Genomic DNA, 21,994 nt, shown 5'->3' on the forward strand with positions numbered 1-21,994 from the left:
GACTATATCGTAAGAAAAAAGTGTGGGATAAAAATGAAAACAATGTGGGAAATTGTTAAAATAAGTAGTGAATCTAAGCAAAATAGAGGAGATTAAACTGTGGAGACAATTGGAATGATTGGATATGGAAGCATGGCTGATATGATGGTGCAAAAATGGCTGGAAAAAGAGGTACTCAATGCCCATCAAATCATGATCCATACAAGAAGTGAAACGGACCGCCTGCATCAGCTCAAAGACAAGCATCAAGAAATAAATATCTGCTCATTAGACGAACTTTCTGCCTTATGTGATGTACTTTTTGTCTGCGTGCCGCCGCTTGTTGTACTTGATGTGCTCGATCAACTGCCTTCAGCAGCCAAATCGGTACATATTGTGTCAGTAGCCGCGGCTGTGACGTTAGACAAGTTATCAAAGCATACGACTCAACCAGTTTCGAGATACATCCCAACGCTCACGTCAGCTGTTGGAACGGGCGTATCCCTCGTTGCGCATGGTGAAACCGCAGGTCAGGAAGAAAAGGCGCGTTTGCACCGTCTCCTTTCAGCTTTTAGCATCGTCCGTGAAGTAGAGGAAGACCGGTTTGATGCGGCGAGTAATTTGACGAGCTCTTCTCCTGGTTTTATCGCTGCTCTTTTTGAAGAAATGGCGAGAGCTGCTGTGAGAAATAGTGAGCTTTCCTTAGAGGAAGCGTATGAATTTTTAACGTATGCCCTCTTAGGCACAGGTCAAGTCCTTGTAGAACGCGGCCTCACCTTTGCTGAAACCGTCGATAGAGTGGCGACAAAAGGGGGCATTACAGGTGAAGGTGCTGAGGTCATTCAAAAGCAGGCACCTCAGATGTTTGATGATCTATTTACACAAACCATGAAGAAATATGAACAGCTGAAATCACAGATTAACGAAGCTGACAAACACCACTAAAGACATAGTTAGTGGTGTTTTATTTGTTAAAAAAACCCTTTGTCATACAGTCTTTTGACCTGTATTATCTGAGTCTAATTTCCTTATTTTCAGACATTGTATTGAAAAATCAATCAAGTAATCATATAATTTTTTAGAAAATTTAGAAAAATATACACAAATTTTAAGTTTAATTAAAGGGGGATGGGGATGAAGCTCTATGTATCTGTCGATATGGAGGGGATTACTGGTCTAGCTGATCATACATTTGTCGATGCCCGTCAGCACAATTATGAACGGGGCAGAAAGATCATGACGGGTGAAGTGAATGCCTGTGTAGAGGCACTTCTTCAGCATGGCGCAACCGATATTTTGGTCAATGACAGTCATTCTAAAATGAATAATCTGTTGATCGAAGAGCTGCATGAAGAGGCTGCTCTTATATCTGGTGACGTCAAGCCTTATTCCATGGTGCAAGGATTAGATCAAACCTATGACGCTGCTGTTTTTTTAGGCTATCATGCGAGGGCATCTATGAAAGGCGTGATGTCTCACAGTATGATTTTTGGTGTCAGACATTTTTACATAAATGATCACCCAATTGGTGAAATGGGCTTTAATGCGTATGTTGCAGGCTACTATGGTGTGCCGGTGATTCTTGTTTGCGGAGATGATCAAGCAGCACTTGAAGCGGAAAAGCTGATGCCTGGTGTGAAAACAGTAGCAGTGAAAGAGACCATATCAAGGTCTGCTGTGAAATGTTTCACGCCTGCCAAAGTCAATCAACAAATCTCGCAGCAAGTGGAAGCCGCAATGAAACAGATTCATCACATCAAGCCGCTGACGCCTCCTGATCAGCCGCTGCTGAAGATTGAGTTTGCCAATTATGGACAAGCTGAATGGGCGAATTTAATGCCGGGTACTGCCATCATAGAAGGAACAACAACGGTGACGTATCAAGCAGAGAATATATTAGAAGCCTACCAAGCGATGCTTGTCATGACAGAGCTTGCCGCACGTACAACATTTTGTTAAGCGAGGGGGAGACGGCAGATGACCAGCTTTTTGCTCAAGCGTTTTATTGCGATGATTGCCACGATTTTAACGATTACGACTTTAACGTTTATTTTAATGAAGGTCATCCCAGGATCGCCCTTCAATGAAGAACGAAATACAAACGAAACCGTCCAGCGAAACCTCGAAAGCTACTATCACTTAGATGAACCACTGTATGTTCAATATGTCATCTATTTAAAATCCATCGTTACCTTTGATTTTGGTCCTTCCATTAAAAAGCCTTCAGAAAGTGTCAATGATCTATTGGCAAGAGGCTTCCCAGTCTCATTAGAACTTGGTCTTATCTCAATATTGATTGCTGTCATCTCCGGCATCCTGCTCGGGGTCATGGCTGCCCTCCGGCATAATGGCTTGATTGATTATATCGCCATGACCATTGCTGTTTTCGGTATATCCATTCCAAACTTTATCTTTGCTACCTTATTAATTCAGCAGCTTGCTGTGAATTTGAAACTCTTTCCTACAGCGATGTGGACAAGTCCGATGCATATGGTGCTGCCAACCATCGCTCTTGCTGTCGGTCCAATGGCTATTATTGCCCGTTTAACAAGATCGAGCATGATTGAAGTGCTGTCTCAGGACTATATTCGCACCGCCAAGGCAAAAGGACTTTCTCCCTTTAAAATTGTATTTAAACATGCGCTTCGGAATGCGCTTTTGCCTGTTGTGACCATTCTTGGGACACTTGTCGCAAGCATTTTAACTGGAAGTTTTGTCATTGAAAAAATATTTGCGATTCCTGGAATGGGAAAATACTTTGTCGAGAGTATTAACAACCGTGATTATCCTGTCATCATGGGGACTACTGTTTTTTACAGCATTATTTTAATCACACTTCTTTTCATTGTCGATGTGGCGTATCGCCTGCTTGATCCAAGGATTCAGCTGCATCAGAAAGGAGGAAAGGCATGAGTATACACCTACAGCAGGATCAACCGAATCCGCATCATGAAGTGCCAGACGAATGGTTTTCTCCGAGAGAGCAAAAGAAAACGGAGGCCCATGCCATTAAAAGACCCTCTCTTTCGTATTGGGCAGACACGTGGAGACGGCTGAAGCAAAATAAGCTTGCGATGTTTAGTCTATCGGTACTGATTTTTCTTTTTATCATGGCGCTATTAGGCCCATTGCTTGCGCCTAATAGTGTGACAGAGCAACGTCTTTCGATGCAAAATCTGCCTCCATCAGCTGCTCACTGGTTCGGAACGGATGAGCTTGGACGAGATGTGTTTACGCGTACATGGTACGGGGCGCGTATTTCGTTATTCGTAGGCGTCATGGCAGCCCTTATTGATTTTGCCATCGGCGTGATTTATGGAGGGATTGCCGGTTATAAGGGCGGGAGATATGACCATGTCATGATGCGAATTGTCGAGGTGCTCTACGGTCTTCCTTATTTACTCGTTGTCATTTTATTAATGGTCCTGATGGGGCCAGGGCTTGTCACCATTATTGTAGCGCTCACTGTCACCGGATGGATTGGAATGGCAAGAATCGTAAGAGGTCAAGTTCTTCAGCTGAAAAGCCAGGAATATGTCCTTGCCTCAAAAACCTTTGGTGCAAAGAGCCTGCGTATCATTCGCCGCAACCTGCTGCCGAATACGATGGGGCCGATTATCGTTCAGATGACCTTGACTGTGCCGACCGCGATATTTGCTGAAGCGTTCTTAAGCTTTCTTGGTTTAGGCATTCAAGCACCGTTTGCAAGCTGGGGCGTGATGGCCAATGATGCGCTGCCGACAGTACTGTCAGATAACGGACATTGGTGGCGTTTATTTTTCCCTGCGTTTTTTATTTCACTCACGATGTTTTGCTTTAACAATTTAGGTGATGGCTTGCAAGATGCGCTTGATCCAAAGATGAAGAGGTGATGGCGCTTTGAAAAAAGTTCTACAAATCATCGATCTGCACGTCAGCTTTCGGACATATGGCGGCTCAGTTCGAGCGGTACGCGGAGTGAATGTGGATGTATATGAAAAAGAAACCCTTGCCATTGTGGGAGAATCAGGCTGCGGGAAAAGTGTGACTTCACAAAGCATTATGAGGCTGCTGCCAGCTTACAGCGCTCATGTCGATCAGGGAGAAATCTGGTTTGAAGACCGCAATTTGCTGTCATTATCTGAAAAAGAAATGCGCGCCATACGAGGTGTCGATATCTCGATGATCTTTCAAGATCCAATGACCGCACTGAACCCAACCTTGACAATAGGGGACCAGCTCATGGAGGCGGCAAAGGAGCATCAAAAGCTGACGAAAAAAGAAGTGAAAGAAGCCGCCATTCGGATGCTTGATTTGGTCGGCATTCCGCAGCCGAAGGAAAGGTTAAAGCAATACCCTCACCAGTTCAGCGGGGGAATGAGGCAGCGGCTCATGATTGCCATGGCACTGATTTGCGAGCCCAAAGTGCTGATTGCAGATGAACCGACGACCGCGCTGGATGTGACCATACAGGCACAAATATTAGAGCTGTTTAAAGAGATTCAGAGAAAAACAGGTGTCACCATTATTTTAATCACACATGATTTAGGGGTCGTAGCCCAAGTCGCAGACCGAGTGGCGGTCATGTACGGGGGGAAAATGGTGGAGGTCGGAACGAGGCGAGATATTTTTTACAGTCCGCAGCATCCTTATACAAAAGGACTTCTACAATCCGTTCCAAGACTTGATATGAAAGATGAACTCATTCCAATTGAAGGAAGCCCGCCTGATTTATTTGCTCCGCCAAAGGGCTGTCCGTATACAGATCGCTGTCCGGCCGCCATGAAGGTGTGTGATCATATCATGCCGCATGAAACGCAGCGGTCACCTACCCATACAGTGCATTGCTGGCTCCAAGATGAGCGAGCGAATCAAACGGTTTTATCTTCAACACAAAGGGGGAGTTTTTGATGAGAAAAAAAGGGTGGATCATCAGTGTATGTTTGTTCACGATCATGCTGCTCGCAGGATGTACAGCCAATGAGCAAGCAGGGAAAGGATCATCAAGCAATAAAGGTGAAAAGAAAGTGTTAACCTTAAATAACGAAAATGAACCGACGTCGTTTGATCCGCCGATTGGTTTTAATAATGTATCGTGGCAAGGACTCAATAACTTAATGGAGGGATTAACAAGACTGAATGAAAAACACGAACCATCTCCTGCAATGGCGGAAAAATGGGAGATATCAGAGGATGGAAAAACGTACACGTTTCATTTAAGAGATGGCATCAAGTGGTCAAATGGTGATCCAGTGAAAGCGAGTGATTTTGAATATGCGTGGAAGCGGCTGCTTGATCCGAAAACAGGCTCTTCTGCATCGTTCTTAGCGTACATGATTGAAGGCGGAGAGGCATTTAACAGTGGAAAAGGCAAGAAAGAAGACGTGAAAGTCAGCGCTGTAAATGACAAAACGCTTAAGGTCACACTGGCTTATCCGCAGAAATCGTTCTTAAATATGACCGCAAACCCTGCCTTTTTCCCAGTCAATGAACAGGTAGCTAAGAAGGACCCAAATTGGGCAAAAGACGCCAAAACCTTTGTCGGAAATGGACCGTTCAAGCTGACAGAGTGGAAGCATGATGAGAGCTTCACAATGGAAAAAAGTGAGACGTATTGGGACAAAAAAACAGTCAAGCTGGATCAAGTGAAGTGGCTGATGATCAGTGATCGAAACACAGACTATCAAATGTATCAATCAGGAGATTTAGATACTGCCTTTGTTCCAGCAGAGCAAAGTGAAAATCTGCTGAAAAATAAAGATGTACAAATTGAAGACCAGGCTGGATTGTTCTTTTATCGTCTGAATGTGAACATAGAACCATTTCAAAATAAGAACATTCGCAAAGCTTTTCAAATGGCGATCAACCCGCAAGATATTGTGGATTATGTGACGAAAAATGAAGAGAAGCCAGCACGCGCTTTCGTCTCGCCAGGCATCCTAGATTCAAAGGGTGAGGATTTCAGAGAAGCTGGCGGGGATCTTGTGAAGAATGATAAGAGTGAAGCTGCGAAGCTATTAGAAAAAGGGCTGAAAGAAGAGAACTATTCGAAACTGCCAGCCGTCACATTAACATATAGTACAAAGCCTGAGAACAAGAAAAAAGCGGAAGCCATCCAGCAGCAGCTGAAAGAAGCGTTAGGTGTAGATGTGAAGCTTGCAAACATGGAAGCCAATGTATTTGCAGAAGATCAAAAGGCGCTGAAATTCCAATTCTCACAAAGTTCATTTTTAGCAGACTATGCAGATCCGATCAACTTCCTAGAGAGCTTCCAAACAGGGAATGCCATGAACCGGACAGGATGGTCTAATGATACCTATGATCAGCTGATCAAAAAAGCGAGCCAGGAAGCAGACGAACAAAAGAGAAACAGCTTCCTTCATGATGCAGAGGCACTTCTCATTGAAGAAGCACCGATCATTCCGATTCATTTTTATAACCAAGTCCATTTACAAAAAGAAGGCGTGAAGGGAATTGTCCGCCACCCCGTTGGGTATATCGATTTGAAATGGGCACAGGTAGATGGAGAGTGATATTAGGATCAAAAGACGCTTTTAGATAAAAGCGTCTGTTCCTTTATTCGTTCATGTTATGAAGCAGAAGCCCATAGATTGAAAGAAACAAAGAGAAAGAGGGGATATGGCATGAGCCAGCTGCCAGTGGCACTTCAAACAGGGGATACGGTGGGGATTATTGCACCAGCAAGCCCGCCTGATGAGCTGAAATTAGCAAAAGGGATTGCCTTTTTAGAAAGCCTCGGGCTAAAGGTGAAAAAAGGAAAGTATATCGACTGCCGGTATGGGTATTTAGCAGGCTATGATCATGAAAGAGTGGAGGATCTTCATCGCATGTTTCAAGATCCAGAAGTGAAGGCGGTTATTTGTGCTTGCGGAGGATATGGGACTGGAAGACTTGCGGAAGTCATTGACTATGACCTGATTCGCCGGAATCCAAAAATCTTTTGGGGCTATAGTGATATTACGTTTTTACATACGGCCATCCAGCAGCAGACTGGTCTTGTGACCTTTCATGGTCCAATGCTTTCCTCTGATGTGGGACTTGAGGAGGTTCATCCTTATACGAAAGATACCTTTTTACAGCTGTTTGCACCGAAAGCCTTTACGTATGCGCACCACTTGTCACCCCTTCATACTTTCTATCCGGGCACCGCTTCAGGTGAGATTGTAGGAGGAAATCTTGCCCTCATCGTGACAACACTTGGTACACCTTTTGAAATCGATACGAAGGGAAAGCTTTTGTTCATTGAAGATATTGACGAAGAGCCCTATAAAATTGATCGAATGATGCAGCACCTCACATCTGCTGGGAAATTGGATGATGCGGCTGGATTCATCATTGGAGATTTTCATCAATGTGAGCCAAAAAAGAAAGATCAGTCCCTTACATTGAATCAAGTATGGGGCACCTATATTGTCCCGCAAAAGAAACCTGCACTTGGGGGCTTCCGGATCGGTCATTCTTCGCCGAACTTTGCTATTCCAATGGGCACGCAGGCTGCATTAGATGCGACAGGAAAAAAACTGCACATTTCTCCAGGCGTTGCAGCGAAAGAGGCGATCAAATGAAAATCGTCGATGTTCGTACATGCAGAATGAGTGTACCGCTAAAAAAGCCTTTCAAAACCGCTTTACGAACGGTGTATGACGCAGCATCTCTGATCGTTATCATCACATATGATCAAGGTGACGTCAGCTACGGAGAAGCAGTCCCGACAACGGTGATTACAGGTGAAACGCTGGAAAGCATCGACTATGCCGTATGCGAAGTGATCAGACCGATTTTGCTTGGAGCTTCCTTGTCAGAATATGAACAAATTTTTTCTCATATGAACCGAGTGCTCGCTTGCAACACAAGCGCAAAGGCAGCGGTTGACATGGCCATTTATGATGGCTTAGCGAAGCAGGCAGGACTTCCGCTTTATCAATACCTTGGCGGATATCGCAGTCAGCTTGAAACCGATTATACGGTCAGTGTAAACCGTCCGCTTGAGATGGCGGAAGATGCGAAGCAATACGCAGCTGAAGGCTTTCAGACGTTAAAGATCAAGGTAGGAAAAGATGACATAGATACGGATATTCAGCGTATCAAGCGAATTCGAGAAAAGGTCGGGCCGGATATTCAGATCAGACTCGATGCGAACCAAGGATGGACGTGGAAGGAAGCGATCATAGCCATTCGGAAAATGGAGGCGCTGAATATCGAACTAGTAGAGCAGCCGGTTCCGAAAGAAGATATCGAAGGCCTGCGCCGTGTGACAGAAGCAACAGATACATTGATTATGGCAGACGAAAGCATTTTCAGTTTTCATGATGCGATCAAGGTGCTTGAAACGAGAAGCTGTGATCTGATCAATTTAAAATTAATGAAATCAGGCGGCATAAAAGAAGCCCTAAAAATCAATGCTCTAGCAGAAGCATACGGCGTAAAGTGCATGGTTGGCAGTATGATTGAGTCAAAACTTGGCATTACAGCAGCCGCTCATCTCGCCGCCAGCCAGCCGAATATCACCCGCTATGATTTTGATGCCCCGCTGATGCTAAAAGAGGACATGGTAGACGGAGGAATCGTGTACAAAGGAAAAGATATCTTTTTCCCGCCGCATCATGGGTTAGGCATTCAAGGGGTGAAAGGAGTCTCATGATGATATTTGAATCAAAGGTTGCAGTTGCGAACGTATGGACAGCGCCGCAGTCACCGAGAGAAATCGATCAAAAGGTACTTCAGGGCTCCTTCAAAATCAAAGAGTGGATTGACAAGCAAACATATGAAGAAAAACTGGCTTTATGTGAAGAAAATCTGATCCAATCGCAAGTACTGCTCGGCGAACGAGTCATTGGATTAGAAGAGACAGACGGCTGGATGAAAGTCGTCATTCCGCAGCAGGCCAGCCGGAAACATCCGCAAGGCTATCCTGGCTATATACCTGTTAACCAACTACAGCAAGTTACAGAGGGAAGTGCGCCAGCTGCATCTCATATCGTTTGTCAGAAAAAAGCCGTGCTCTATCGAAACGGGCAAGCGGACATGGAGATTAGTTTTTTAACAGAGCTGGCAGCTATAGAAGAAACGAGTGATCGCTTTCGTGTTGTCACACCAGCAGGAACAAGAGAAATCAACAAAGCAGATGTGCAGCCAGTTTCATCCATTTCCTCTATGACCGGCAAAGATGTTGTAGACACGGGGAAACAATTTATTGGTCTTTCGTATTTATGGGGGGGCATGAGCAGCTTTGGCTATGATTGTTCGGGCTTTGCTTACAGCATGTATAAAGCGTGCGGATATCTTTTACCGAGAGACGCAAGTGACCAAGCAGTGCAAGGAACACCGGTCGCATCAAGCCATTTAGAACAAGGCGACTTATTGTTTTTTGCCAATGACAACGGAAAGGGAGCTGTCCGCCATGTTGGGATCTACGCAGGTGACGGTATGATGCTTCATTCGCCTAAAACCGGCAGTGAAATTGAGCTGCTTTCCCTTTCTGGCACTTCATATGAAAAAGAATGGGCAGGTGCAAGACGGTATTTGCCAAGCGAGAGGAGGAATGGTCATGGCAGTTGAACCACTTTTACAAGTAAACAATCTCAAAAAACATTTTCATCTATCGAAAGGAAGAACGCTTAAAGCGCTAGACGGTGTCTCCTTTCAGCTGAAACAAGGCGAAACGTTTGGCCTTGTTGGCGAGTCTGGCTGCGGAAAATCCACACTTGGAAAAGTGCTTATGCGTCTTTATGAACCGACAGATGGGGAAGCCTTATATGAAGGGAAAAGTCTTCATCACCTTTCTAAAAAAGAATCATTTGATTTTAATCGGCAAATTCAAATGGTGTTTCAAGATCCGTATTCCTCCTTAAATCCGCGGCTGTCTGTAAAAGATATTATGCTTGAGCCAATGGAGATTCACAACCTTTACGGGAGTCAAAAGAAAAGAGTTGCCCGGGTGAAAGAACTACTTGAAGCTGTTGGACTTAGCTATGACTTTGCGACTCGCTATCCTCATGAATTCAGCGGAGGGCAGAGGCAGAGAATCGGTATTGCAAGAGCCCTCGCCTTAGCGCCGAAATTTATTGTGGCAGATGAGCCAATTTCTGCACTAGATGTCTCCGTTCAAGCGCAGGTTGTGAATTTGCTGAAGAAACTGCAAAAGGAGGAAGGGCTGACATTTCTCTTTATTGCGCATGACTTGTCGATGGTCAAATATATCAGCGACCGAATCGGTGTCATGTATTTAGGTCATCTCGTCGAATTGACCAGCAGTGATATGTTATATCAAACACCGCTGCACCCATATACACAAGCCTTGCTGTCAGCGATCCCCATTCCAGATCCTGACGTGGAGGACAAGCGCAAAAGATTCATTTTAAAAGGAGAAATTCCAAGTCCAGTGAACCCGCCAAGCGGCTGTGTATTTCGAACAAGGTGTCCTGCAGCGATGGATGTGTGTGCTGAAAAAAAGCCAACATTACAAGCAGTAGAAGAAGGACATGATGTCGCCTGTCATTTATACGATCGAACATAAAAATAGACAGAAAAAAAGCCAGCAAGTAGACAAGCTGTTCTACACGCTGGCTTTTTTAGTGGATGAACGCCGAATCGGCAATGTGCAGCATCTATAAGAGCCGCCAGATTTAATGATTTCTGAAAAATCCACTTCAATGACAGTGTACCCGTGAGCGGTTAATGCAGCATTTGTTTGTTGATTGATAGGCAAACTGATCACTTTTTTCTGCCCAATGGATAAAACGTTTGGTCCGAGTGTGAATTGCTCTTGTTCGCTTATTTCAATCAGATCATAATGCATTTTGAGCAGGTGAAGATCCTCTTTTTTGAACGCTTCAGGATAAATTAATATCTCATCATGAGACAGAATATTCATCACACAATCGAGATGCAAAATGTGAGGAGGAAGATGAATGGGAATGATGTCATGATCAGGCAGTTCTTTTTTGAGCTGATGGATAGCGGATGGGTTTGTTCTTTTGCTCGTTCCGACAAATACGCGTGTTTGATCCACAAGCACATCGCCGCCTTCAATCGTTCCATTTGTCAGGGTAACAGTTTTCAATCCATTTCCCTGTGCCCACTCTTTTAACAATTGTTCTTCCCCTTGCCGGACCGGGGCGGCCATGCTTGAAACAAATAGTGTATGTCCAATCGTAAACCCAATATCCCGAGTAAAGACTTGCTCAGGAAAGCGGTCATTTGCCGGAAGCATGATGGGGCGTACTTGATGGTTCTTTAGGGTTTGGATCAATTGCTTATGCTGAGCAACGGCTTTCATTTGAGAAATATTTTCTCTCGCAAAATGTTTCTGGGTTTCGTTGATGATCTGTTTGATTTCCATATAGATGGGACTGCATAAAAGGACTTCTTGTAAATCGTCATATTCACTCATGCATTGCGGCATTTTGTGTATTTGTTCTGCTCTCATAGAATCCATCAAATGGCCTCCTTGTTTGTTCATAGTTCTATTATTCCTCGTTCTAGTCATGGTTGAAACATTTCCGAAAGAAAATCTCTCACAAGAGACTAAAGCAAAAAGTTTAGACAAACCTAAAAGAATAGTGTTTAATAAAAGTCGTTCCGCATTCACGAAAACAGCAAGAAGGAGCTATGATGATGAGTGAAGAAAATTTCAAATACTGCAAGGAATCGAAAGTTGTTAAAACCAGCAGGGTATTCCCTCTCGATACGAATAACCACCAAACCTTATTTGGCGGGAAATTAATGAGTTATATAGATGACATTGCTTCCATCTCGGCAGCAAGACACAGCCGCAGTGAAACGGTCACGGCGTCGATGGATTCTGTTGACTTTTTAGAGCCGATTGGACAAAAAGAGTCAGTATGCTTGGAATCCTATGTGACGTGGGTCGGCACGTCTTCCATGGAAGTGTTTGTCAAAGTCATGAAAGAAAACTTGATGTCTGGAGAGCGCAGACTTGCAGCGACTTCATTTCTGACTTTTGTCTCGCTAGATGAAAACGGAAAGCCAAAACGAGTACCACAAGTCGTACCGGAAACAGAGGAAGAAATCATGCTGCATCAAACAGCGAAGCAGCGGGCAGAGGAAAGAAAAAGCCGCCGAAAGCATAGCAAGGCACTGGCTGACGCACTTGGAACAGATAAACCATGGGCGTAAAAATCACCCTTTCAGCGGTGATTTTTTTCTAGGATAGTATCTTGCATGACAAGATAGTGTGTGGTAAGATGATGCTATCTTGTGATGCAAGGTACTGGAATCGGAGGAACAAAGATGACAACATCCACACAAATGCTAAAAGGAATTTTAGAAGGCTGCCTGCTGTCGATTATTTCTGAGGGTGAGATTTATGGGTATGAAATGACAAAGAAGCTCGCGCATTACGGGTTTGATCAAATTAGTGAAGGAAGTATCTATCCGATCCTGCTGCGTATGCAAAAGGAACAGCTCGTGACCACTGTCACAAAAGCATCAGCGAGCGGACCGAAAAGGAAATACTATACGCTCACACAAGCTGGAGAACAAGCGCTCACAGAGTTTATTACCCGCTGGAGTGAGCTTTCAAAAAATGTAAACCGCTTATTACAAAAAGGGAAGTGAGATTATGGTATCAAAAGAAACAAGACACATCCTACTAGAGCTGAAATTATATCTCATATCAAAGGGAAAAAATGTGGACGAAATTGATGAGCTGATGGATGAATTGACGACACACGCGGTCGAGGCTGAAAAAGATGGTAAAACAGGGGAGGCTGTGTTTGGCGGAGATCCGCGGAGCTATGCTGATGAACTCGCAAAAGAGCTGTCAGGACACCATAAAGACTGGGTTCCCTTCATCAGTGCCTTCTTAATCGGGTCTCTCTTCTACATGATTTTATCAGATGCGATCAGTCAAAGTTTATCGTATTCTTGGTATGCTTTGATTGGCTATCCGCTCGTTTTAGTGGCCAATGTCATTATGATCATTCTGATGTTTAGAGCGTCTGCCTTTCAGACAAGCCGCCGGGCATTTCTTTACTTTTGGATCTTAGGGATCTTTCAGCTGACCGCGATGGTCACAATCAAACTATTGGATCAAAAACTCGGCACACCATTACTTGTCCTGACCTCAGGTCAAAGATGGGGCGTCATCCTGCTCATGCTGCTATGTATCATTGTCTTTAATGCAATCTTAAAGGCGAATGTCGTTTCATTGATTCCGATCATCTTTTTCGGACCGCAGCTCCTATTTGAATGGATTGGCTGGACATCACCAAGCGTGCTTCTCTTGCAAAGTCTACTATCGGTTGTGATCTTAATAGGGCTTATGCTCATTGTCTTACGCCGGACGAATAAGAAAAATGAAAATACGTTGTAAAAAACAGAGCACATCTATAATCCTATAAGATGTGCTTTTCTTTTTCTAAAAAAATGTAGAAATGGTATCGTGTTTTTCATTACAATGGGAAGAGGACAAAAACGAAAAGGGGTTCTGTGCTTGGATATTTTATGGGGATATGTACTTGTGTTTGTATTGGCTGCTCTGCCTTTTTTTGAAGTGGTAGGTGTCGTTCCGTTGGCCATTTTAAGTGGCATGCATCCTGTACCGACTGCGGTCATTGGATTCATCGGCAATTTTTTTACCGTTTTACTTCTCATTGTTTTCGTAGACCGCTTCAAAGCATGGCGGTTGAAGAGAAAAGAGGACAAAAGTGATGAAAAAGGAGAGAAAAAGCAGCTGCGGGCCAGAAGAATTTGGGAACGATATGGTCTCCCGGGATTAGCACTCGTCGGTCCTTTTATCATCGGCAGTCATCTAGCGGCATTTATGTGCATGAGCTTCGGGACGAAAAGAAAGCAAGTCGCAGTGTGGATGACAGTCAGTTTAATGATGTGGACAGCGCTGGCAGCTAGTTTAACCGGTGCGGGAATCCATTACTTTGCCCCAGATTCAAATGGATTGTTCGGAGATATTTTTAGTCAGTAAGTGAGGGGAGGATCATAAATGAAACTTCAAACACGGACAGTGCTTGAAACAGAGCGCCTTAGACTGAGAACGATGAATGAACATGATGCGCCATTTTTATATGATATGTTGTTCCAAGATGAAGAAGTGATGAAGTATTATCCTTCTTTGAAGGATGAGCAGCAGACGAAAGAGTGGATTGCATGGAATCAAAAGAATGACCGCATGTATCATACTTCCCTCTGGATCATTGAAGAGAAAGAAACGAATGAACCACTTGGACAAAGCGGGATTGTTCTGCAAAACATTGAAGGACAAACAGAACTTGAAATCGGCTATATGCTAAAGAAAGCAGCATGGGGGAATGGCTATGCTGCTGAAGCCGCAAAAGGCTGTCTCACCTATGGCTTTGAAGAAATGAAGGTCAGACGAATGGTCAGCTTAATACGCCCAGAGAATGAATCGTCTGTAAAGGTCGCTTTAAAAATGGGTATGAAAAAAGAAAAAACCATTTCAAAATGGGATCAGATCATTGATGTATACAGCATCATCCGTAACGAAGAAAACGGCTCGCTTACCGAATAAGCAGAGCCGTTTTTTCTTTTATATACGCTGTTCTAGCTGAAGCAAATATTTCTTCCGTTCAACTCCGCCGCCGTAGCCCCCGAGTTCACCACTTGTTTGAATGACGCGGTGGCATGGAATGATAATCGCTAATTGGTTGGCACCATTTGCATTACCAATCGCCCGGACCAAATGAGGATCGCCCAGCATCATAGCAAGCTCGCGGTAAGAACTTGTTTCGCCTGATGGAATACGCGTGAGCAGGTCCCACACCTTCATTTGAAAAGGGGTGCCATGTAAGGAAAGTGGTACCGAGAACTGCGTGAGTTTTTTCTCAAAATATAAGGTCAATTCCTTTGCTAATTGCTGATGGACGTTTGTTTCCCCGACTAAAATACGGGCTTGATGCTTTTTTCTCATGTTCTCAATTTCCTTTTCGAGTCCCCGCCTGTCCACAAATTCCAGTAAATACACATGCGTCGCATCTGTCACGCTGATCATCCGCCCGATCGGTGTAGAAATAAAATTAGCGTGGAGAATCTTGGTTTGCGTCTTTTTAGGGGGATTTCCCATAATTTTCGTAAATGCATCATTGAAGGCACTCGAAGATTCATAGCCCAAGGCGACCTGCTGATCAATCACTTTTTTTCCATTCAGAATTTCTTTAAAGGCAAGTCCCATTCGGCGTGATCTCGCATATTGAACAAAGGTCATACCATAGATTTCTTTGAATTTCCGCCGTGCCGTTGCAGAGTGAATCCCTAATTGATGAAAGTCTTCTTCTTTCCAGCGTTTTTCAGGATGTGTTTCAACTGCAGAAACGAGTGTTTTGACTTCTTCCGGAATGCTGTTAGGGTATGTTAATGGTGTGCAGCGCTTGCACGGACGATATCCTGCTAGCAGTGCTTCCTCTGCTGTAAAGAAAAACTCACAGTTCTCATATTTTGGTTTTCTAGCGGTACATGTGGCATGGCAGAAGATACCAGTGGTCTTAATGCCGGCAAAGAATGTGCCGTCATATTGCGGGTTCTTGTCAACCAGTGCTTGATAAAATTCATGTTTCTGTTCGTCGGTTATCATCATACGATCCACCTCTTGGTTTCCTATAAAATGTGATTCAGCGTACTTTGTGCTGGTAAACAAAGCGTCATCTTGGATCGTTCATCACATCAATCTTATTTCATTATATCAGCGATGTGATCATTTCTCTGTCTATCATTTAGTATACGCCGGTCTCATATCATTTCTTTCGAAAAATGAACAAGTATATTTGAAGAGGGAGAGCAAACTGGTAGACCGGCATATCGGGGTGTGATAAGATTTTTAATACAGAATCTGCTCTAAGTCAGGTCTGTATATCATGAATTGGTTTTCTAGGGTTCCGTGCGCTGGTGCAGTCTGGTCCGAGAGAAAACACATAGGGTCTTAGAAGAGGCCATATGGACACGGAGGGATAAAAGCCCGGGAGATTTGATCAAACGATCGATTTCCAGGCTTTTTTTGTTGGTTGGAATCGTTCAGAAAGGAGAAGATCAGATGAAATGGGGAAATGTCTTTATTGCGGCCATATTTGAAGTCGGCTGGGTGATGGGGCTGAAATATGCTCACTCGCTCATAGAATGGGGCGCAACCATCGTTTGTATTATCGTGAGCTTTTATTTACTCATGAAAGCAACAAGTGTACTGCCAGTTGGCACACTTTATGCCGTTTTTACCGGGCTTGGGACAGCAGGTACCGTCCTCATAGGCATGGTGCTTGGTGAGCCGGTTCAGCTTGTCAAACTGCTTTTGATTGTCATGCTTTTGTGCGGTGTATTAGGGCTGAAGCTGACAACAGGTGAAAAGAAGGGAGAGGCTGAATCATGAGCTGGCTTTTACTCATTGGAGCAGGCATCTTAGAAATGCTTTGTGTGACCATGATGAATCAATTCCAAAAAGACCGGCATGTCAAATGGATTTTATTCATTGCAGCTGGCTTTTCGATGTCCTTTCTGATGCTGTCTCTTGCGATGAATACGATTCCGATGGGAACGGCGTACGCCATTTGGACTGGAATCGGAGCTGCTGGAGGCGCCATGGTCGGTATGCTGTTTTACGGAGAGTCGAAAGACGCAAAACGTATTTTCTTCATCGCCTTGATTTTATCTGCGGCAGTAGGATTGAAAATCATTGAATAAGAAAAGGCTGGCAGATAGATGCCAGCCTTTTGTTACATTGAATGATGATTGGAATCGTTTTCATTTTTGCGGTAAAGCTGGCTCACAAGCAGAAAACACACACCAAATGTGAGAAAAGGAATGAGTCTTTCACCGGCTATAAAAAGGGAAATACCTGTGATCAGACAAACGATGCCGAGCCAAAAGCTCACTTTACCAAACAAAGTCATACTTTTCATCTCCATCACTCCTTTTATGATAAAAGGTCTATTCACATTATATCACGCCAGGTGCAGAATTGAATGAATATTCAATAAAAAATAGGACTCTACATTGCTTTTTCTCTTTCCAGTCCAGTATAATATTTCATTAGAATGAAAACGTAAATGAGGTCATGATACATGAGAACTTTGATAACAGAGAAACTTGAATTACACAGACAAAAGCATGAGCAAAAAGGAAGGTTGCTTGTCAGCTGTCCGGATCAGCCTGGAATTGTATCAGCTGTTTCTTCCTTTTTATTTGAGCACGGAGCGAATATCATTGAATCCAGCCAATACACAACAGATCATGAAAGCGGCCGGTTCTTTTTAAGAATTGAATTTGATTGGAAAGACATCTCGGCAAATATGGATCAGCTGAAACATCAGTTTGAGCCAATTGCAGCATCATTTCAAATGACGTGGAGCATGTCGCGTGCAAGTGAGCTTAAAAAGCTGGCGATCTTTGTGTCAAAAGAGCTTCATTGTTTACATGAGCTGCTATGGGAATGGCAAAGCGGAAATGTCATGGCTGAAATTGCGGTCGTGATCAGCAATCATGAAACGGCAAAAGATACAGTAGAATCGCTTGGAATCCCGTTCCATTTTGTGAAGGCGAACAAAGACATTCGCAAAGAAGCGGAAAAACAGCAGCTCGCATTATTAGAAGAGTATGATATTGATGCCATTGTGCTTGCTAGATACATGCAAATTTTAACGCCTGAATTTATTGAACAGCACCCGAACAAAATCATTAATATTCATCATTCTTTTCTGCCAGCGTTTATTGGTGCAAATCCATATAAGCGGGCATATGAGCGGGGAGTCAAATTAATTGGCGCGACTTCTCATTATGTGACCAATGATTTAGACGAAGGACCGATCATTGAACAGGATATTGAGCGTGTAGATCACCGGGATGATGCAGAAGCATTAAAAAATATTGGCCGAACAATTGAGCGGAGTGTGCTTGCACGTGCCGTCAAATGGCATCTAGAAGATCGAATAATTGTGCATGAGAATAAAACGATTGTATTTAATTGACGGCTTGACTTTTCCTGAGCAATTGGTGATAATATAAAAAAATTAACGAGCGTTGAAAAGGAATAGTAAGCAGGAACTGATGCGTAAAGAGAGCAAATGATATGCTGAAACATTTGCCGCAGACAGCTGCTGAACCTGCCCTTTGAGCCTTAGAGGAAAAATCTAAGCGCGTGCCTGGCGTTACAGGAGTTGAGTGGAATAAGCTAGATGTATGCTTATTCAATGAAGGTGGTACCACGGAAAATCCCTTTTCGTCCTTTACATAAGGAGAAAAAGGGATTTTTTTGTGCCTAAAGGTATAGCGGAGGGAATCAATAATGAAAAAGCAAAGGATCGTCATCAAAATTGGCAGCAGTTCATTAACAGAGCAAAAAGGAGCCATTGATGAACAAAAAATGCAGGATCATGTGAAAGCGATAGCAAAGCTGAAAGAGGCTGGGCATGAAATCATTTTAATTTCGTCAGGAGCCGTTGCAGCAGGGTTTGGCAGCTTAGGGTATCCATCAAGACCTGTGACTTTAAAGGGGAAACAGGCAGCAGCAGCGGTTGGACAGGGCTTGTTAATGCAGAAATATACAGAGCTATTTTCACAGTTTCACATGACACCTGCACAAATGCTTTTAACCCGTAATGACTTTTCAGATCGAACAAGATATCGAAATGCTTACGCTACGATGATGGAGCTGCTGGAAAGAAAAATTTTACCGATCATTAATGAAAATGATTCTGTTTCCATTGAGGAGCTTACCTTTGGGGATAATGACATGCTGTCAGCTCTTGTCAGTGGATTAATCCATGCAGACCAATTGATCATCTTAACGGACATTAACGGAATATATGATGCAAATCCAAATGAGCATCCTGAGGCGAAGCGTTTTGATGTACTGACACACATTTCAGAAGAATTGTTTTCATATGCGAAGAGCACAGGCTCAAAAGTGGGAACAGGCGGGATGAAATCAAAGCTGTCTGCTGCACAAACGGCACTTTCACTAGGCGTTAAAGTCTTCATTGGCACAGGTACTGGAGAAGACAAGCTGCTTCACATTCTAGCGGGTCAAGGAGACGGAACGTATATCGGAGAACAGGACTTATCAGCCGTCAACAACCGCCGTCAATGGATTCAATTCCACTCACCCGTCTCTGGGAAAATCATGATAGATGCAGGAGCGGAAGCGGCGATTTTGCATAACGGCAGAAGCCTTCTTCCGGCTGGAGTCATTGATGTCGCTGGTGACTTTTCTAAAGGAGAGGTCGTTGAAGTGGTCGGTCCGAACGGATTAGTGGGTAAGGGACAAACCTTGTACGCATCCGATGAGCTTCTCGGCATTAAAGGGATGCGAAGTGATGAGCTTTCAAATGAGAAGCCTGAGGTTATACACAGAGATCACTGGGTACAGCATGTACAAAACTGAGGAGGGAATACGATGAATGAAGTTCTTGAAAAAGCAAAAAAAGCAAGTACAGCCAAAGATCAGCTGCTGCTAAAAACGACGGAGCAAAAAAATGCAGCTTTACATGCCATCGCAACTGCACTTAAAGCATCTTCCGCTTATTTATTGGGGGAGAATAAAAAGGATGTTCAGGCTGCTGAGGACAAGCAGTTCACGCCTTCTGTCATTGACCGGATTACACTCACAGAAGAGAGAATTGACGCCATTGCAGACGCTACTCTTCAGCTGATTCACCTAAAAGACCCAATTGGTGAAACATTAGAAACCATTCAAAAAGAAAACGGTCTGTTCATCGAAAAGGTGCGTGTGCCTCTTGGAACGGTTGGAATGATTTATGAAGCAAGACCAAACGTGACAGTAGATGCTGCCACCCTTTGCCTCAAAACTGGGAATGCTGTTATTCTTCGCGGGAGCTCCTCTGCCATTCATAGTAATAAAGCGATTGTCAAGGTGATCCATGAAGCGCTTCAGACAACGGATATTCCAGTAGACAGTGTGCAATTGATTGAAGATACAGGCCGTGAAACGGCGAAAACGCTGTTCACTTTAAATGAATATCTGGATGTCCTTATTCCGCGCGGCGGGAAAAATTTAATTGATCTTGTCGTGAGAGAGTCTACCGTGCCAGTGCTTGAGACAGGTGCAGGGAACTGTCATATCTACATTGATGAAACAGCGAAAAACGAAATGGCTGAGCAGATTGTGCTGAATGCTAAAACCCAAAGGCCATCTGTTTGCAATGCGATCGAGAGCATTGTCATTCATGAAACATGGGCAAAAACATATGGCGCTTCGTTATTTGAAGCCCTTCATGCAAATGGGGTAGAGATACGGGGCGATGAAGCCGTATGTGCCCTTGCGCCTAGTGCTTCATTAGCGACAAAAGAGGACTATGAAACAGAGTTTTTAGCGCCGATTGTCAGTATTAAAATCGTAGAGAGCATAGAAGAAGCGATTCAGCATATTCAAACGTATAGCTCCAAGCACTCTGAAGCGATCATTTCGGAAAATGATCAGCATGCTTCACTTTTCTTAACAGCTGTCGATGCTGCCGCTGTCTATCACAACGCTTCTACTCGGTTCACAGATGGCTTTGAATTTGGCTACGGAGCAGAAATAGGGATTAGCACACAAAAACTGCATGCAAGAGGGCCGATGGGTCTGCCGGCTTTAACCTCTGAAAAATTTGTCATTCGTGGTCAAGGACAAATAAGAGAATAACGAATTCAAAAGAGAGTCTTGTGACAGCAGGCTCTCTTTTTCCTTTCATTTCATTTTTGTATTTCTTCGGTCAAGTATGATAAAATATGGTAATGTTTTATATTTTGAGAAGATTGGAGAAGGCAACGTATGGCGAAAATCATTCCCTCTTCGGATATTGGAGTGAAAATCAACAAGTGGTATGAATTAATCCGCAGATTTGATTCAGAACAAGCAGAACAATTAAAGCAGGAAATTCGCACCTCTCTTGATTCAATGGAAGAAGATCAGAATTTGCTTCTCTATTTTTCTTTAATGGAATTCAGGCATGAGGTCATGCTCGATTACTTAAAGCCATTAAAGGAAGGAAAGCTTCGCGCCAACTTTTCCGAGCTTTCGAAAGAAATAGATGAGCATCAAACACATGTCACAGGCATGCTTGAATACTACTATCATTTTTTCAGAGGCATGTATGAATTTGGCCGTAGGCAGTATATTGCTGCCATCTCGTCTTATCAAAAGGCAGAGCACAAGCTTTCTTTTGTGTCAGATGATATTGAACGTGCGGAATTTCATTTTAAAATGTCAGAAATATATTATCACATGAAACAAACACATATTTCGATGCACCATGCCAAACTGGCGCTGGATGTCTATATTCAGCATGAGCTATATGCGCTTCGCACGATCCAATGCGAATTTATTGTGGCCGGTAACTATGATGATATGAGAAGACATGAAAAGGCATTACCACATCTCGAGAGAGCGCTTGCGAGATCAAGAGACTTTCAGAATGTGCGTTTTATTGCTTCCTCTTTGTTTAATATGGGCAACAGTTATTACCGAATGGGAGATCTTGACCGCGCACTCGAACTAATGAAAGAATCCATCTCGTTATTTGACCAAAATCAATCCGATCACCTTCGTCGATCTATAGACCCTCTTTATACCGCTGCTCAGATATTATACAAACAAGGTAAACACGAAGAAGCCTTACACTACAGAGAAGAATGTATGAAGCGAGCAGAAGCACTTCAGGATGACATCCATATTCAGAAGACGATATTTTTAGAAGCATTGTACTTAAAGCAAGATGCGGAGCATATTAAACGAATTTTTCATTTTTTAGAGTCCGCCTATGCATATCCTGATATAGAGGAACTGGCATTAGACACCGCAAAGTATTATAATGAAATGGAGGATTATGAAAAATCTTCCATGTTCTACGGAGAAGCGGAACATGCTCGAATCTATATTCAGAGAGGGGATTGTTTATATGAATTTTAAAAAATGGACAGTCGTCTGTACAAGCATCACCATCCTGGCGTTATGGCTGGCAGCAGCAAATGCCGACCCGGATAACAGAAACCACACGCTAGAACAACCAAATGCGCAGCATGACATCATCTAAAA

At 43.5% G+C, this 21,994-nt stretch carries 25 protein-coding genes, 1 riboswitch and 1 other annotated feature; of the genes, 22 read left to right on the forward strand and 3 right to left on the reverse strand.

Annotated features, from left to right (window positions below; all coding sequences use genetic code 11):
• Positions 1 to 99 precede the first annotated feature (99 nt).
• From proG to GKC25_RS05945, 10 genes are all read left to right on the forward strand, one after another.
• Complete coding sequence (proG, locus tag GKC25_RS05900; protein WP_342689935.1) at positions 100 to 924, forward strand: pyrroline-5-carboxylate reductase ProG; 825 nt, start codon at positions 100 to 102, stop codon at positions 922 to 924.
• 189 nt (positions 925 to 1,113) lie between these two features.
• Positions 1,114 to 1,938: a M55 family metallopeptidase gene (locus tag GKC25_RS05905; RefSeq protein ID WP_066030997.1), complete on the forward strand. Its 825-nt coding sequence runs from the start codon at positions 1,114 to 1,116 to the stop codon at positions 1,936 to 1,938.
• An 18-nt stretch (positions 1,939 to 1,956) separates the two neighbouring features.
• A complete protein-coding gene (locus GKC25_RS05910; RefSeq protein ID WP_034663045.1) occupies positions 1,957 to 2,892 on the forward strand; it encodes an ABC transporter permease in 936 nt (311 codons plus the stop codon).
• A complete protein-coding gene (locus GKC25_RS05915; RefSeq protein WP_044138912.1) occupies positions 2,889 to 3,851 on the forward strand; it encodes an ABC transporter permease in 963 nt (320 codons plus the stop codon). Before GKC25_RS05910 ends, GKC25_RS05915 begins: the two co-directional genes overlap by 4 nt.
• Positions 3,852 to 3,858: 7 nt before the next feature.
• Entirely contained in the window at positions 3,859 to 4,869 is a 1,011-nt protein-coding gene (locus GKC25_RS05920; RefSeq protein ID WP_034663040.1) for an ABC transporter ATP-binding protein, read from the forward strand.
• Positions 4,869 to 6,491: a peptide ABC transporter substrate-binding protein gene (locus GKC25_RS05925; protein WP_066030996.1), complete on the forward strand. Its 1,623-nt coding sequence runs from the start codon at positions 4,869 to 4,871 to the stop codon at positions 6,489 to 6,491. Before GKC25_RS05920 ends, GKC25_RS05925 begins: the two co-directional genes overlap by 1 nt.
• 111 nt (positions 6,492 to 6,602) lie before the next feature.
• Positions 6,603 to 7,544, forward strand: a complete 942-nt coding sequence (locus GKC25_RS05930; protein WP_106030742.1) for a S66 peptidase family protein — start codon at positions 6,603 to 6,605, stop codon at positions 7,542 to 7,544.
• Positions 7,541 to 8,620 carry a dipeptide epimerase gene (locus GKC25_RS05935; RefSeq protein ID WP_342689936.1) on the forward strand — a complete coding sequence of 360 codons (1,080 nt, stop codon included), beginning with the start codon at positions 7,541 to 7,543 and terminating at the stop codon, positions 8,618 to 8,620. Before GKC25_RS05930 ends, GKC25_RS05935 begins: the two co-directional genes overlap by 4 nt.
• Positions 8,620 to 9,537 carry an NlpC/P60 family protein gene (locus GKC25_RS05940; RefSeq protein WP_342689937.1) on the forward strand — a complete coding sequence of 306 codons (918 nt, stop codon included), beginning with the start codon at positions 8,620 to 8,622 and terminating at the stop codon, positions 9,535 to 9,537. The genes GKC25_RS05935 and GKC25_RS05940 overlap by 1 nt, the downstream gene beginning before the upstream one ends.
• Positions 9,527 to 10,495: an ABC transporter ATP-binding protein gene (locus GKC25_RS05945; protein ID WP_060596082.1), complete on the forward strand. Its 969-nt coding sequence runs from the start codon at positions 9,527 to 9,529 to the stop codon at positions 10,493 to 10,495. Before GKC25_RS05940 ends, GKC25_RS05945 begins: the two co-directional genes overlap by 11 nt.
• A 39-nt stretch (positions 10,496 to 10,534) precedes the next feature.
• Here GKC25_RS05945 and GKC25_RS05950 read toward each other — a convergent pair whose 3' ends face one another.
• Complete coding sequence (locus tag GKC25_RS05950) at positions 10,535 to 11,416, reverse strand: dimethylarginine dimethylaminohydrolase family protein (protein ID WP_342689938.1); 882 nt, start codon at positions 11,414 to 11,416, stop codon at positions 10,535 to 10,537.
• Between the two features lie 179 nt (positions 11,417 to 11,595).
• On the opposite strand from GKC25_RS05950, the gene GKC25_RS05955 reads away from it, so the two are divergent.
• The 5 genes from GKC25_RS05955 to GKC25_RS05975 all read left to right on the forward strand — a co-directional run bounded on the left by GKC25_RS05955 (position 11,596) and on the right by GKC25_RS05975 (position 14,488).
• Positions 11,596 to 12,117, forward strand: a complete 522-nt coding sequence (locus GKC25_RS05955; RefSeq protein ID WP_060596084.1) for an acyl-CoA thioesterase — start codon at positions 11,596 to 11,598, stop codon at positions 12,115 to 12,117.
• Positions 12,118 to 12,231: 114 nt separating this feature from the next.
• Positions 12,232 to 12,558: a PadR family transcriptional regulator gene (locus GKC25_RS05960; protein ID WP_034663027.1), complete on the forward strand. Its 327-nt coding sequence runs from the start codon at positions 12,232 to 12,234 to the stop codon at positions 12,556 to 12,558.
• A gap of 4 nt (positions 12,559 to 12,562) precedes the next feature.
• Complete coding sequence (locus tag GKC25_RS05965; RefSeq protein WP_309415468.1) at positions 12,563 to 13,315, forward strand: HAAS domain-containing protein; 753 nt, start codon at positions 12,563 to 12,565, stop codon at positions 13,313 to 13,315.
• 120 nt (positions 13,316 to 13,435) lie between these two features.
• On the forward strand, positions 13,436 to 13,924 hold the full coding sequence (locus tag GKC25_RS05970) for a small multi-drug export protein (RefSeq protein WP_034663025.1): 489 nt from the start codon (positions 13,436 to 13,438) through the stop codon (positions 13,922 to 13,924).
• A gap of 18 nt (positions 13,925 to 13,942) precedes the next feature.
• On the forward strand, positions 13,943 to 14,488 hold the full coding sequence (locus tag GKC25_RS05975; protein ID WP_342689939.1) for a GNAT family N-acetyltransferase: 546 nt from the start codon (positions 13,943 to 13,945) through the stop codon (positions 14,486 to 14,488).
• Positions 14,489 to 14,506: 18 nt separating this feature from the next.
• Here GKC25_RS05975 and GKC25_RS05980 read toward each other — a convergent pair whose 3' ends face one another.
• Positions 14,507 to 15,550 carry a trifunctional transcriptional activator/DNA repair protein Ada/methylated-DNA--[protein]-cysteine S-methyltransferase gene (locus tag GKC25_RS05980; protein WP_342689940.1) on the reverse strand — a complete coding sequence of 348 codons (1,044 nt, stop codon included), beginning with the start codon at positions 15,548 to 15,550 and terminating at the stop codon, positions 14,507 to 14,509.
• 279 nt (positions 15,551 to 15,829) lie between these two features.
• A riboswitch (guanidine-I (ykkC/yxkD leader) is annotated at positions 15,830 to 15,937 on the forward strand.
• A 66-nt stretch (positions 15,938 to 16,003) separates the two neighbouring features.
• On the opposite strand from GKC25_RS05980, the gene GKC25_RS05985 reads away from it, so the two are divergent.
• Together GKC25_RS05985 and GKC25_RS05990 are read left to right on the forward strand one after the other, a co-directional pair.
• Complete coding sequence (locus GKC25_RS05985) at positions 16,004 to 16,333, forward strand: DMT family transporter (RefSeq protein WP_034663015.1); 330 nt, start codon at positions 16,004 to 16,006, stop codon at positions 16,331 to 16,333.
• Positions 16,330 to 16,644, forward strand: a complete 315-nt coding sequence (locus GKC25_RS05990; protein ID WP_034663013.1) for a DMT family transporter — start codon at positions 16,330 to 16,332, stop codon at positions 16,642 to 16,644. Before GKC25_RS05985 ends, GKC25_RS05990 begins: the two co-directional genes overlap by 4 nt.
• Before the next feature lie 32 nt (positions 16,645 to 16,676).
• Here the strand turns inward: GKC25_RS05990 and GKC25_RS05995 are convergent, their stop codons facing one another.
• Positions 16,677 to 16,862 carry a hypothetical protein gene (locus GKC25_RS05995; RefSeq protein ID WP_034663011.1) on the reverse strand — a complete coding sequence of 62 codons (186 nt, stop codon included), beginning with the start codon at positions 16,860 to 16,862 and terminating at the stop codon, positions 16,677 to 16,679.
• A 162-nt stretch (positions 16,863 to 17,024) separates the two neighbouring features.
• On the opposite strand from GKC25_RS05995, the gene purU reads away from it, so the two are divergent.
• From purU to GKC25_RS06020, 5 genes are all read left to right on the forward strand, one after another.
• The gene (purU, locus tag GKC25_RS06000; RefSeq protein WP_034663009.1) at positions 17,025 to 17,927 is read left to right on the forward strand and encodes a formyltetrahydrofolate deformylase; all 903 of its coding nucleotides are present in this window, start codon (positions 17,025 to 17,027) and stop codon (positions 17,925 to 17,927) included.
• Between the two features lie 43 nt (positions 17,928 to 17,970).
• Positions 17,971 to 18,189, forward strand: a binding site (T-box leader).
• A 55-nt stretch (positions 18,190 to 18,244) separates the two neighbouring features.
• Positions 18,245 to 19,342, forward strand: a complete 1,098-nt coding sequence (gene proB / locus GKC25_RS06005) for a glutamate 5-kinase (protein WP_034663006.1) — start codon at positions 18,245 to 18,247, stop codon at positions 19,340 to 19,342.
• Between the two features lie 12 nt (positions 19,343 to 19,354).
• Positions 19,355 to 20,602, forward strand: coding sequence for a glutamate-5-semialdehyde dehydrogenase (locus GKC25_RS06010; protein ID WP_342689941.1), 1,248 nt, complete (start codon positions 19,355 to 19,357; stop codon positions 20,600 to 20,602).
• A gap of 129 nt (positions 20,603 to 20,731) precedes the next feature.
• Complete coding sequence (locus GKC25_RS06015; RefSeq protein ID WP_095285060.1) at positions 20,732 to 21,868, forward strand: Rap family tetratricopeptide repeat protein; 1,137 nt, start codon at positions 20,732 to 20,734, stop codon at positions 21,866 to 21,868.
• A complete protein-coding gene (locus tag GKC25_RS06020) occupies positions 21,858 to 21,992 on the forward strand; it encodes a phosphatase (RefSeq protein ID WP_282068432.1) in 135 nt (44 codons plus the stop codon). Before GKC25_RS06015 ends, GKC25_RS06020 begins: the two co-directional genes overlap by 11 nt.
• Positions 21,993 to 21,994 lie beyond the last annotated feature (2 nt).

Origin of the sequence: Bacillus pumilus (assembly GCF_038738535.1) — a bacterium.
GTDB lineage: Bacteria > Bacillota > Bacilli > Bacillales > Bacillaceae > Bacillus.

Excerpts from the sequence above, each read along its gene's own strand:
- GKC25_RS05905 (WP_066030997.1), top strand. The coding sequence starts at position 1,114 with ATGAAGCTCTATGTATCTGTCGATATGGAGGGGATTACTGGTCTAGCT.
- GKC25_RS05910 (WP_034663045.1), top strand. The coding sequence starts at position 1,957 with ATGACCAGCTTTTTGCTCAAGCGTTTTATTGCGATGATTGCCACGATT.
- GKC25_RS05915 (WP_044138912.1), top strand. The coding sequence starts at position 2,889 with ATGAGTATACACCTACAGCAGGATCAACCGAATCCGCATCATGAAGTG.
- GKC25_RS05925 (WP_066030996.1), top strand. The coding sequence starts at position 4,869 with ATGAGAAAAAAAGGGTGGATCATCAGTGTATGTTTGTTCACGATCATG.
- GKC25_RS05930 (WP_106030742.1), top strand. The coding sequence starts at position 6,603 with ATGAGCCAGCTGCCAGTGGCACTTCAAACAGGGGATACGGTGGGGATT.
- GKC25_RS05935 (WP_342689936.1), top strand. The coding sequence starts at position 7,541 with ATGAAAATCGTCGATGTTCGTACATGCAGAATGAGTGTACCGCTAAAA.
- GKC25_RS05940 (WP_342689937.1), top strand. The coding sequence starts at position 8,620 with ATGATATTTGAATCAAAGGTTGCAGTTGCGAACGTATGGACAGCGCCG.
- GKC25_RS05945 (WP_060596082.1), top strand. The coding sequence starts at position 9,527 with ATGGCAGTTGAACCACTTTTACAAGTAAACAATCTCAAAAAACATTTT.
- GKC25_RS05950 (WP_342689938.1), bottom strand. The coding sequence starts at position 11,416 with ATGGATTCTATGAGAGCAGAACAAATACACAAAATGCCGCAATGCATG.
- GKC25_RS05955 (WP_060596084.1), top strand. The coding sequence starts at position 11,596 with ATGAGTGAAGAAAATTTCAAATACTGCAAGGAATCGAAAGTTGTTAAA.
- GKC25_RS05960 (WP_034663027.1), top strand. The coding sequence starts at position 12,232 with ATGACAACATCCACACAAATGCTAAAAGGAATTTTAGAAGGCTGCCTG.
- GKC25_RS05965 (WP_309415468.1), top strand. The coding sequence starts at position 12,563 with ATGGTATCAAAAGAAACAAGACACATCCTACTAGAGCTGAAATTATAT.
- GKC25_RS05975 (WP_342689939.1), top strand. The coding sequence starts at position 13,943 with ATGAAACTTCAAACACGGACAGTGCTTGAAACAGAGCGCCTTAGACTG.
- GKC25_RS05980 (WP_342689940.1), bottom strand. The coding sequence starts at position 15,550 with ATGATGATAACCGACGAACAGAAACATGAATTTTATCAAGCACTGGTT.
- GKC25_RS05985 (WP_034663015.1), top strand. The coding sequence starts at position 16,004 with ATGAAATGGGGAAATGTCTTTATTGCGGCCATATTTGAAGTCGGCTGG.
- GKC25_RS05990 (WP_034663013.1), top strand. The coding sequence starts at position 16,330 with ATGAGCTGGCTTTTACTCATTGGAGCAGGCATCTTAGAAATGCTTTGT.
- GKC25_RS05995 (WP_034663011.1), bottom strand. The coding sequence starts at position 16,862 with ATGAAAAGTATGACTTTGTTTGGTAAAGTGAGCTTTTGGCTCGGCATC.
- purU (WP_034663009.1), top strand. The coding sequence starts at position 17,025 with ATGAGAACTTTGATAACAGAGAAACTTGAATTACACAGACAAAAGCAT.
- proB (WP_034663006.1), top strand. The coding sequence starts at position 18,245 with ATGAAAAAGCAAAGGATCGTCATCAAAATTGGCAGCAGTTCATTAACA.
- GKC25_RS06010 (WP_342689941.1), top strand. The coding sequence starts at position 19,355 with ATGAATGAAGTTCTTGAAAAAGCAAAAAAAGCAAGTACAGCCAAAGAT.
- GKC25_RS06015 (WP_095285060.1), top strand. The coding sequence starts at position 20,732 with ATGGCGAAAATCATTCCCTCTTCGGATATTGGAGTGAAAATCAACAAG.
- GKC25_RS06020 (WP_282068432.1), top strand. The coding sequence starts at position 21,858 with ATGAATTTTAAAAAATGGACAGTCGTCTGTACAAGCATCACCATCCTG.